This window comes from Streptomyces sp. NP-1717 (assembly GCF_022695985.1).
Taxonomy (GTDB): domain Bacteria; phylum Actinomycetota; class Actinomycetes; order Streptomycetales; family Streptomycetaceae; genus Streptomyces.
This window is the reverse complement of record NZ_JAAPBF010000002.1, coordinates 25,542-35,562: the sequence shown is the minus strand read 5'-3', so window position 1 is coordinate 35,562 and position 10,021 is coordinate 25,542. Positions and strand designations below refer to the sequence as shown.

11 protein-coding genes are annotated in these 10,021 nt (G+C 69.6%); 10 read left to right on the top strand and 1 reads right to left on the bottom strand.

What is annotated here, in order from left to right; genetic code table 11:
- Window positions 1-3: 3 nt before the first annotated feature.
- From GXP76_RS00765 to GXP76_RS00730, 8 genes are all read left to right on the top strand, one after another.
- The gene (locus GXP76_RS00765) at window positions 4-240 is read left to right on the top strand and encodes an MbtH family protein (protein ID WP_242569412.1); all 237 of its coding nucleotides are present in this window, start codon (window positions 4-6) and stop codon (window positions 238-240) included.
- A gap of 124 nt (window positions 241-364) precedes the next feature.
- Window positions 365-1,234, top strand: a complete 870-nt coding sequence (locus tag GXP76_RS00760) for an alpha/beta fold hydrolase (protein WP_242569411.1) — start codon at window positions 365-367, stop codon at window positions 1,232-1,234.
- Window positions 1,231-2,274: a class I SAM-dependent methyltransferase gene (locus tag GXP76_RS00755; RefSeq protein ID WP_242569410.1), complete on the top strand. Its 1,044-nt coding sequence runs from the start codon at window positions 1,231-1,233 to the stop codon at window positions 2,272-2,274. The genes GXP76_RS00760 and GXP76_RS00755 overlap by 4 nt, the downstream gene beginning before the upstream one ends.
- 12 nt (window positions 2,275-2,286) lie before the next feature.
- Window positions 2,287-3,249: a TauD/TfdA family dioxygenase gene (locus GXP76_RS00750; protein ID WP_242569409.1), complete on the top strand. Its 963-nt coding sequence runs from the start codon at window positions 2,287-2,289 to the stop codon at window positions 3,247-3,249.
- A 40-nt stretch (window positions 3,250-3,289) separates the two neighbouring features.
- The gene (locus GXP76_RS00745) at window positions 3,290-4,132 is read left to right on the top strand and encodes an FkbM family methyltransferase (RefSeq protein WP_242569408.1); all 843 of its coding nucleotides are present in this window, start codon (window positions 3,290-3,292) and stop codon (window positions 4,130-4,132) included.
- Window positions 4,129-5,088: a TauD/TfdA family dioxygenase gene (locus GXP76_RS00740; protein WP_242569407.1), complete on the top strand. Its 960-nt coding sequence runs from the start codon at window positions 4,129-4,131 to the stop codon at window positions 5,086-5,088. The genes GXP76_RS00745 and GXP76_RS00740 overlap by 4 nt, the downstream gene beginning before the upstream one ends.
- Window positions 5,089-5,101: 13 nt before the next feature.
- Window positions 5,102-6,049, top strand: coding sequence for an ATP-binding cassette domain-containing protein (locus GXP76_RS00735; RefSeq protein ID WP_242569406.1), 948 nt, complete (start codon window positions 5,102-5,104; stop codon window positions 6,047-6,049).
- Window positions 6,046-6,906, top strand: a complete 861-nt coding sequence (locus GXP76_RS00730) for an ABC transporter permease (protein WP_242569405.1) — start codon at window positions 6,046-6,048, stop codon at window positions 6,904-6,906. Before GXP76_RS00735 ends, GXP76_RS00730 begins: the two co-directional genes overlap by 4 nt.
- 40 nt (window positions 6,907-6,946) lie before the next feature.
- Here the strand turns inward: GXP76_RS00730 and GXP76_RS00725 are convergent, their stop codons facing one another.
- Window positions 6,947-7,369 carry a hypothetical protein gene (locus GXP76_RS00725; RefSeq protein ID WP_242569404.1) on the bottom strand — a complete coding sequence of 141 codons (423 nt, stop codon included), beginning with the start codon at window positions 7,367-7,369 and terminating at the stop codon, window positions 6,947-6,949.
- 827 nt (window positions 7,370-8,196) lie between these two features.
- Between GXP76_RS00725 and GXP76_RS00720 the strand changes: the two genes are divergently transcribed.
- Complete coding sequence (locus tag GXP76_RS00720; RefSeq protein ID WP_242569403.1) at window positions 8,197-8,862, top strand: hypothetical protein; 666 nt, start codon at window positions 8,197-8,199, stop codon at window positions 8,860-8,862.
- Between the two features lie 543 nt (window positions 8,863-9,405).
- The gene (locus GXP76_RS35485; RefSeq protein ID WP_308354058.1) at window positions 9,406-9,960 is read left to right on the top strand and encodes a M23 family metallopeptidase; all 555 of its coding nucleotides are present in this window, start codon (window positions 9,406-9,408) and stop codon (window positions 9,958-9,960) included.
- Window positions 9,961-10,021 lie beyond the last annotated feature (61 nt).

The window sequence follows — 10,021 nt, the reverse complement described above, 5'->3', positions numbered from 1 at the left end:
GAGATGACCAACCCCTTCGAAGACCCGGAAGGCACCTTCCACGTGCTCGTGAACGACGAGGGTCAGTACTCGCTCTGGCCCGCGTTCGTGGAGATCCCGGACGGCTGGAAGGCGGTCGTGCGGGATTCCGGACGGCAGGAGTGCCTCGACCACATCGAGACCAACTGGACCGACATGCGCCCCAACAGCCTGGTCAGGGCGATGGAGGAGCACGAGCGGACCGGCTCCACCCCGAGCTGACGCCGGCGGGGCCGGTGGTCACTCACTTCCACCGGCCCCGGCCCGGCCTCACCCTGCCCACAACCGCCCCCGCCCGGCCACGAACCCGCACGCGGAGCGAAGAACGGCGAGAAAGGACACCACGATGCCGACTGCGGAGATCAACGGGATCCCGCTGCACTACAACAGCACCGGAGACGGGCCGATGGTGGTGCTCGTCATGGGTACCGGTGCCGCGGGACGCGCCTGGCATCTGCACCAGGTGGGCGCGCTCACCCGTGCGGGGTTCCGCGCGGTCACCTTCGACAACAGGGGCGTGGGAGCCACGCGCGGCGTCGGGCCGTTCACGATCGACGACATGGTGACCGACACGGCCGGTCTCATCGAGCACCTCGGTGCCGGACCCGCGCTCGTCGTCGGTACCTCCCTGGGCGCGCGCGTCACGACGGAACTCGCCCTGGCCCGGCCCGATCTGGTCCGCGGTGCGCTGCTCATGGCGACCCGCGGCCGGCTGGACCGCACCCGGCGGGCAGCCCTCGACGCGGAGATCGCGATCCGGGACAGCGGAGTGCGGCTGCCCGCCGCCTACGACGCCGCGATGAAGGCCCTGCAGAATCTCTCACCGCGCACCCTCGACGACGACCGGCGGGCCGCCGACTGGCTGGAGCTCTTCGAACTCGCCGGCGACGACGGTTCCGGCACCCGCGTGCAGATCGGCCTCGGCGCCTTCCCCGACCGGCTCGCCGCCTACCGCGACGTCTCCGTGCCCTGCCGGGTCCTCGGCTTCGCGGACGACCTCGTCTGCCCGCCCCACCTGGGCCGCGAGGTCGCCCAAGCCATTCCCGACTGCGACTTCAGGCTGGTCGAGGGGTGCGGCCACTACGGCTACCTGGAACGTCCCGACGAGGTCAACGCGCTCGTGCTCGAGTTCCTCGCCGAGCGGCAGACCACACCGGGTGGCGTGAGAGTGCCCGCCGGCGACATCCGACCCGCGACGAAGGAGGCATCCGCATGAGCGGTACGGCACAAGGGACCGACACCCGCTACCTGCCCGGCATGTCGCTGCACGACTACGAGCAGCACATGAAGGAGTACCACCAGCACGTCGCCGAACTCCTCGACCCCGCCCGGATGGCTGCCCTAACCGGTGCGCGCTGGCTGGAAGGGCGCAACGAATTCGACACCGACGACAACGGCGGCCGCGGCGACTCCTACCGCCGGGCCCAGCGCGCCGACGGAGCCCGCCGCCAGGGCATCGCACGTCTCTTCACCGAGTTGGCGGGCCCCGACCACGCCGCGCTGAGCCGCGTCCTGGACGTACTGGGCGGCGACGGCCTTCTCACCCGTGTGTGGCGCGGCATGAGCGGTGCCCGGAACTCCGGCCCGGTGCCCCTGATCACGGGTGACGTCAGCGCCGGCATGGTCAGGTCGGCCCTGGATCGCGGCCTGCCCGCGGTCCGCCAGCAGGCACACAGTCTGCTGCACCGTGACGGTGTGCTCGACGGTGTCCTGCTCGCCTACGGCACCCACCACCTGGAGGTGGGGCACCGTCCGGCCGCCCTCCGGGAGGCGTACCGCTGCCTGGGCCGCGGCGGGCGTGTCGCGCTGCACGACTTCGACGAGCGCTCCGCGGTGGCGCGCTGGTTCCGGGAGGCGGTCGCCCCCTACTCGCGGGCCGGACACGCCTACCCGCACTTCACGGCGGAGGAGATGCGCGGCTACCTGGAATCGGCCGGGTTCGCGGACGTCGAGGCGGACCGGATGTACGACCCCGTCGTGATCGAGGGCGACAGCGAGGAGGAGGCGCTGGCGGGCCTCGCCGACTACATGACCGACATGTACGGCCTCGCCCTCATCACCGAGGCCGCACAGAGCCGCGCGGACGCGCGCGACACGGTGCTGTGCATGCTGCGCGACATCTTCCGCTACACCGACGCCGACCTGCCGTACGACGCCCCCGGTGCCGTACGGGACCTCACCGTCCACCGTGCCGGGGCCCGCTTCCGGGCCGAACTGCCACGTGTCGCCCTGCTGGCGACCGGGACGAAGAACTGACGAGGAGAGCACGTGCACACACCTGAGCAGGCAGGCAGCACCGCGGTCGACTGGCGGCCCAAGGTGATCTCGCCGCGATACCCGGCCGTGGCGCCCACGGCGGACGGACTGACGGACGTGCTCGGCGACGGCGGACGCGTCGCGGAGCTGCTGGCCGAGCACGCCGCGCTCGTTCTCCGCGGCTTCGCAATCACCCCGGAGACGCTGGAGCGCGTCATGCCCCTCCTGCTGGCCGACCGTCTGGCGTACGTGCACGGCAACTCGCCGCGTACGAAGGTCGGCCAGAACCTCTACACGTCCACCGAGTACCCACGGGAACTGACCATCTCGATGCACAGCGAGATGTCCTACGCGGCGCGATGGCCCGCGCGCCTGCTGTTCTTCTGCCAGCAGGCGGCCGAGACCGGCGGCGCCACTCCGGTCGTCGACACCTCTCTGTGGTACCGGTCCCTCGATCCCGTGGTGCGGGAGGCCTTCGCCGACGGGCTGCGCTATACGCAGAACCTGCACGGCGGCCGGGGGTTCGGCAAGAGCTGGCAGGAGACCTTCGAGACCGAGGACCGCGACGAGGTCGACCGTTACCTGGGCTCCGCCGGGACCGACTGGGAGTGGAAGGCGGGCGGCGGCCTGCGCGTCACGCAGGTCCGCCCGGCCGTCGTGGAGGACCCGGCGACCGGGTCCACCCTCTGGTTCAACCAGGCCGACCAGTGGCACCCGGCCGCCCTCGGCGACGAGGCGGGCGCCGCGCTGCTCCAGACCCTGCCCCAGGCGGACCTGCCCCAGTCGGTCACCTTCGCCGACGGCTCGCCCATCCCCGCCGAGTACGTCCTCCAGATCCGCGACCGCGGCCTGGCGTGCGCGATCGACGTCGACTGGCGCACAGGAGACCTGCTGCTCATCGACAACGTACGGGTCGCCCACGGCCGCAGGCCGTTCACCGGGTCCCGCCGGGTCCTGGTCGCCATGTCCGACTGACCCCCGAAGCGCCCCCGAAAGCCCCAAGGAAGCGGAGCCCATGAACATCTCACTCACCGACGTGAAAGGCGTCAACCCGCACGAGACGGAGCTGCTCTACGACGAGATCTTCACCCGGCGTGTGTATCAGCCGCCCGGGCTCCTGCTGCCCGAGGCACCGGTGGTCTTCGACGTCGGCGCGAACATCGGCATGTACAGCCTCTTCGTCCTCTCCGAGCGTCCGCGTGCGCGGGTCTTCGCCTTCGAGCCCATCCTGCCCGTCTTCGACCTGCTGCGCGAGAACACGCGGCGGCACTCCGCGCGGACCCGGGTCTTCCCGTACGGACTGGCAGAGAGCGAGCAGGAGACGGAATTCACCCACTACCCCGGCTACTCCACGATGTCCACACGCAGGGCGTTCGCGGACACCGCGGGCGAGAAGGCGTTCGTCAGACAACGCGTGGTCTCCGCGAGACAGCCGCCGGAAGCGCTCCAGCTGCTCGACGAGCTTCTCGACCACCGCTTCCGCGAGCACCCGGTCCGCTGCACGCTGCGCCCGCTGTCGGCGGTGCTCGACGAGCACCCGGTCGACCGGATCGATGTACTCAAGATCGATGTCCAGCGCGGCGAGACGCAAGTGCTGCACGGCATCGAGGACCGGCACTGGCCGCTCGTCCGGCAGATCGTGATGGAGGTGCACGACGACCCCGCGGGCCCGACCGCGGGCCGGCTCGCCGGCGTGACCGCGGCGCTGCGGCGCCGCGGCTTCCACGTGGCGAGCGGCCAGGAGGAGGACCTGGCCGGCAGCGACCGGCACTCGCTCTTCGCCCACCGAGACAGTACGCATTCGACCGGCCAGGACGGCGCCGGGCGCCGAGGCCCAGTGGAGGACGACCCCGCATGATGCCCGAGAGCACCTTCGCGCTGACCCATGAGGAGAGTACCGGCCTGCGCGGGCTCGCCACGCGACTCTCCGAGACCAGACCGGCGCTGGTGGACGAGCTGAGCTGGCTGGCGGCCTGCCGCAGCGCCTCCTGCCGGCTGCCCACGCGGCTGCGCGAGCGCCTGCGCACCTTCCGGCACGACCCCGGCCCCGACGGCGTGCTGCTGCTGCGCAACCTGCCCGGCGCGGACGACGTACCGCCGACGCCGGTCGAGTCCGACTCCGTCGAACGGGCCGCCACCCTGAGCGCGTCGGTGATCAGCGCGGTCTCCATGGAGTTGGGTGAGCTCATCGCCTTCCGGAACGAGAAATCCGGCGCCTTGGTCCAGAACGTGGTCCCCGTGCCGGGCCAGGAGGCCCAGCAGAGCAACGCCGGATCCACCGTGCTCGCCCTCCACACGGAGAACGCCTTCCACCCGCGGCGCCCCGACTACGTCACCCTGCTGTGCGTACGCAGCGACCACGAGTCCACCGCCGGGCTGCGCACCGCCTCGGTGCGCAGGGCCGTCGAGGGGCTGGACGACCGGACGCGGGAAGTGCTGCGCCAGCCGCGCTTCCTCACCGACCCGCCACCCTCCTTCGGGCAGCCGGAGGGCGCGGCCAAACCGCACCCGATCCTGACCGGGGACCCCGACGACCCGGACGTGCGGGTCGACTTCCACGCCACCCGCCCTGTCGACGACGAGGCCGAGCGGGCCGCGCGCGTCCTGGAACGATGCCTGGACACGGTCGCCGAGTCGGTGCGTCTGGTCGCCGGGGACCTCGCCGTGCTGGACAACCGGGTGGCCCTGCACGGCCGTACGGCGTTCGTCCCGCGTTACGACGGCGGTGACCGCTGGCTGCACCGCACCTTCATCCATCTCAACCACCGGCGCTCCCGCGTGCTGCGCGCCCCGCTCGGCCACGTGCTCGACTGAGAGGGGCACCACCATGATTCGAACAACGGGAATCCACAAGCGGTTCGGCCAGGTCCACGCCCTGCGTGGCGTGGACCTGGAAGTGTCCCGCGGCGAGGTGCTGGGCCTGCTGGGCCACAACGGCGCCGGGAAGACCACCCTGATCAACGTGCTGTCCACGCTGTACCCGCTCACATCGGGCAGCGCGGAGGTCGCCGGCTTCGATGTGGCCCGCGACCCGCGCTCGGTCCGCGGCAGGATCGGCGTCACCGGGCAGTTCGCCGCGCTGGACGAGGCGCTCTCGGGCACCGGGAACCTCGTCCTGGTGGCCCGGCTCAGCGGTGCCACCCGGCGACAGGCGCGGCAGCGTGCCGCCGACCTGATCGAGGCCTTTGATCTGACGCACGCCGCGAACCGTCCGGCCAGGACCTACTCGGGCGGCATGCGCAGGCGCCTGGACCTGGCCATCGGGCTCGTCTCCCGGCCGGACGTGCTCTTTCTGGACGAGCCGACCACCGGCCTCGATCTGCCCAGCAGGCGCTCCCTGTGGCACATGGTCGAGGAGCTGACAGCCGCGGGGACGACCGTCCTGCTCACCACGCAGTACCTGGACGAGGCCGACCGGCTCTCCGACCGGATCACCGTCCTCGGCGAAGGGCAGGTCATCGCCTCCGGTACGGCCGCCGAGCTCAAGGGCAGCACCTGTACGGGGTCGGTATTCCTGCGGCTCGCGGGTGACTGCACCCCGGACGAGGCCGCCCGCACGCTGGCGACCGGCGGACTGCGGCCCACCGTCGACCACGACGACCGCTCGGTGAGCGTGCCGGCGGTCGCCTCCACGGAACTGGCCGTCGTGGTGCGGCTGCTGGACGCGGCCGGCCAGGAGGTCGCGGAGATCCGCTACCGCGAACCGTCGCTGGACGACGTGTACCTGGCCCTGATCGGTGACGGCGCACAGACTTCAGTTCAGGAGCCCGTATGACCTCCGTACCGACCCGGGAGGCGGCGCGGACCGCACCACGCGGCGAAGCCCCGTCACGGTCCGGACCGCTGTGGAGCGGCAGCGGCATGGCGCTGCAACTGTGGGTGCTCACGCTGCGGCAGCTTCGCATCGTCTACGCCGACCACCGGATCATCCTCGCCGGTATCGCCCAGCCGCTCATCATGCTCACCCTGTTCAGTCAGATCTTCGGCAGTATGGCGACCCCGGCCATACTGCCCCGACAGGTTGACTACATCGACTTCCTCCTGCCCGCGCTGCTGGTCACGACCGGCATCGGAATGGCACAGGGGGCCGGCGTCGGGCTCCTGCGTGACATCGAGAGCGGCATGGTCCGCCGCTTTCGCGTCCTGCCCCTCACTCTGATGCTCACCCTCGTCGCCCGGTCGCTCGCCGACCTCACCCGCTCCGTCGTCCACCTCGTCATTCTGATCGCCGGCGCCTCCCTGCTGTTCGGCTACAGCTGTTCCGGCGGGGTCGGGGGGCTGGTGGGCGCGGCGCTGCTCTCGCTGGTGGTGATCTGGTCCCTCATCTGGATCTTCATCGCGCTCGCGGTCTGGCTGCGCAAGGTTGACGTCCTCGCCAGCGTCGGCTTCTTCGTCAGCTTCCCGCTGATGTTCGCGTCCAGCGCCTTCGTTCCCACCGAGATCCTGCCCGGCTGGCTGGGCGCGGTGGCGAGGGTGAACCCGGTGACGTACGCCGTGGAGGGATCGCGCCACCTCGCGCTCGGCTGGGAGCCGGGCGGCGCGGTGGCCGCCGCGCTGGTGTCGAGCATCGCTCTGATCGTGGTGCTGATGACTGTGTCCGCATGGGCCTTCACGCGGAACCCCGAAGCCTGAGACGCACGGAAGCGGACGCTGCGCGCATGTCACTGATCGGTCAGTTCCGGTCGGCCACCCTGTGACCGACCTGTTCGAGGAACCCTTGGACGGACTCCGCGGCAACCTCGAACCCGTCGGACCAGGATGCCGTGGTCGACCTCCAGACTCGGCCACTGCCTGCCACTGCGAAGAGATGGCCACCACCGTCACTGGCGAACACGATGGCCGACGGATCGTCATCAACCTGAACGGAGCCGTATTCGCGGAACTGGTCGGCGGCCGTCGAGGCCGAGTGGATGAAGTATCCGTGCTCGACATCAGGCAAGGAGACTTCGCCAATCACCCAGTAAAGGGTGGTGAGGTCCGAGGGAATCGGCGTCAGGTCCACAAGCGCGTCCGTCGCCTCGCTGCTCGCATCGGTGGCGAGGATGACGGCGTTCTCGCCGGGCGGGAACCCATGCGTCCGCAGAAACGATGACATCAAGGTCTCGAGTGCAGCTGAAGTCTGCTCACACCAACCTCGCACCCACTCCGAGTCGAGCCGCCCACCGGACACGTTCGTCCTCCCCGACACACCATCAGCTCACGATCCGAGCCTCGGAGAGCGTACCGAAGGCATCAGGAACATATCCGCGACGCGTGGCCACAGCTCAGAGCTCGTACGGCCAACTCGGCGGCGGCCGGTAAAGACGATCTCCCGCCTCGGGTGGTTCTCCGGGCGGCCCCCGCCGTTATCTCGCCGGGACGGACGCGCAAACCGGACACGATCTCCGGTCGTCTTCGTTGCGTAGGGCTCATCGTGGCTCCGGACCGACCGGGCTTCAGGGGTAGTTGCCGTCCCGTACGGGTGGTCGCAGTGCGACAGCCGGATAAGGGCAGGGCCCCGGTGCAGCTCCTCAGTGCTGAAGACCGAGAAGCACAAGGGAGTCCCTGTTGTCGCTTTGGTGCGCCCTTTCACCCGCCGATTCCGGACGGCTCGTCGCCGCACGCCAGTGGGCCGCGGGCGATCCGGAGATCCTGATCGTGCTGACGCAGGCTACGAATGCCCGCGCGTCGCCCACCTGTTGTCCGGCCTACTCCTGATCGGGGACCATCCTGGTCGTGATTCTCTCCCTCACTTCCGAGCGTGACCGGGGGTCTTACGGCCCACCACTAACAAACCCTTAGCTGCCGCGAGTTGGTACTCCCTATGGGTTGTTCGGGGGATGTCCCGCCCGGGGGCTGAGTGGTTGGCTGATGCGTCGCTCTGCCCCCACTTCTCACCGCGGAGTCCCCATGCCACCCCGTCGCGCCGCTCGTCCAGCGATCGTGTCCGTACTGTCCGCCACCGCCGTCCTGCTGACCGCTCCGATCAGCCAGGCGCAGGAGACCCGGCCCGCGCGGGCGCAGGCCGCCGACACCGTCGCGGTCTACCCGCCTGTCCAAGGCCCCTCCCTGTGGGACCGGTTCGGGCAGACACCGCCCTCCTCCCACCACCGGGTCTTCTCCAACTGGGGCTACCTCAACGACTGGTCGGTGGACATCTATCAGAACCCCGGCGCCACGGTCGTCTCCCCGTTCGGCAGCAAGACCTCGGCGGGCAACCCGGTGACCGTGAAGGTGGTGACCGTCACCCCCGGCTGCGCCACGGGCAACCTCGCGGACGGGGGCTGGCGCATCGGGCTGGAGGCCAGCGACGGTGCGACGGGTGCCGTCGTGGGCCGTGCCGACGTCATGCACGTCGACCAGAAGCCCGACGCGATCAGCGTCGGCGCCACCGTCGGCCCCTGGACCCGGCTCGGCCAGACCGGCAGGTTCCGCTACTCCTCCTGCTACCAGGTGAACGGCGACACCGGTGCCCACATCCATCTGGAGGTGATCAACAAGACGAAGTACTCCTGCTTCATTGCCCGGCCGGCGGGCACCGGCCTCTCCGACGAGACCTCCGTAGGCCGCGTAGGCACTCTCAACTCCGGTCCGCAACAAGCCTGCTAGAAATTGTCGTCCAATAGGTCACGCCCACATCGCCGGCGAGGCCGGCGGGTCGCGATGCCGCGCCTTGTCGCTTCTGGGAGTGGGTGAGGACACCATCTGGGTGATGGCCAAGGCGGCACGTTCGATCGAAGAAATGAAAGACCGTGTATCGGTCGCTCTGGCATCGCCACCAACTGGAATTTATCGAGGCGGAATGTTTCCGGCCTGGGCTGGTCGGACACTTCGAGCAGATGGGACATGAGGCCTTCACCCTTTCGTCTCCCAGGACCCGACGAGTTCAGGCACACGTGACGCCTGACCTCGCGTGTCACCGTGTGTCCTTTCATCAGGCAGCAGCCCGGATCGTGAAAATAGGGGCCGTTATGTCAGGCGTTCTGCAGATCTGCCGGGGAGTTGATCCAGTTCCGGAACTCGCCCGATTTCCTGCAAGTGACACTCCCGGCAGGGCCGCGATAATTCGGTCCACCAAATGCCTTTCAACGCAAGCCATTTGATGACACGCTCAAGGCGATTTACGTCCGGCAATTGAACGGGAGACGCATTGTGTTCAGCACGAGAAGAGTCCTGCACCGCCTGGCAGCCACCGCGAGCGCCACGCTGATCGCGGTGGGGGCGGGCCTGCTCGGGGCAAGTCCTGCCGCGGCAGTCGACTACTACTACGAACTCCCGTACCCGGCGGGAGAGGCGTACACGGTCACCCAGGGGCCGGAGGGAACGTACTCGCACACCGGGCCGTACAACGAGTACGCGTGGGACTTCGGGCTGCCGGCGAACTACGAGGTGTCCGCCGCGCAGGGCGGCACGGTTCTCGTGTCGGACTGGTCGCCGTACTGGCAGAACGGCATCGAGGTCATCATCCGGCACTCCAACGGCCAGTGCACGCACTACGCGCATCTGAACAGGGCGATCTTCAACACCGGTGACTGGGTCCCGCAGGGCCGGATCATCGGCTGGTCGGGCAGTACGGGAGCCTCCACCGCGCCGCACCTGCATTTCCAGGTGATCGACTGCAACACCCGTGTCGGCCTTCCGGCCACGCTCCAGGGCTGGACGCCCTACACGGGGACCGCGCCGGTAAGCGTCAACACCCGGGCCTGACGGCCCTTCCGCCCTCGCGGCACGTGGTGCGGCGGTCCCGTGTCCGCCGGTGCCACGGCCG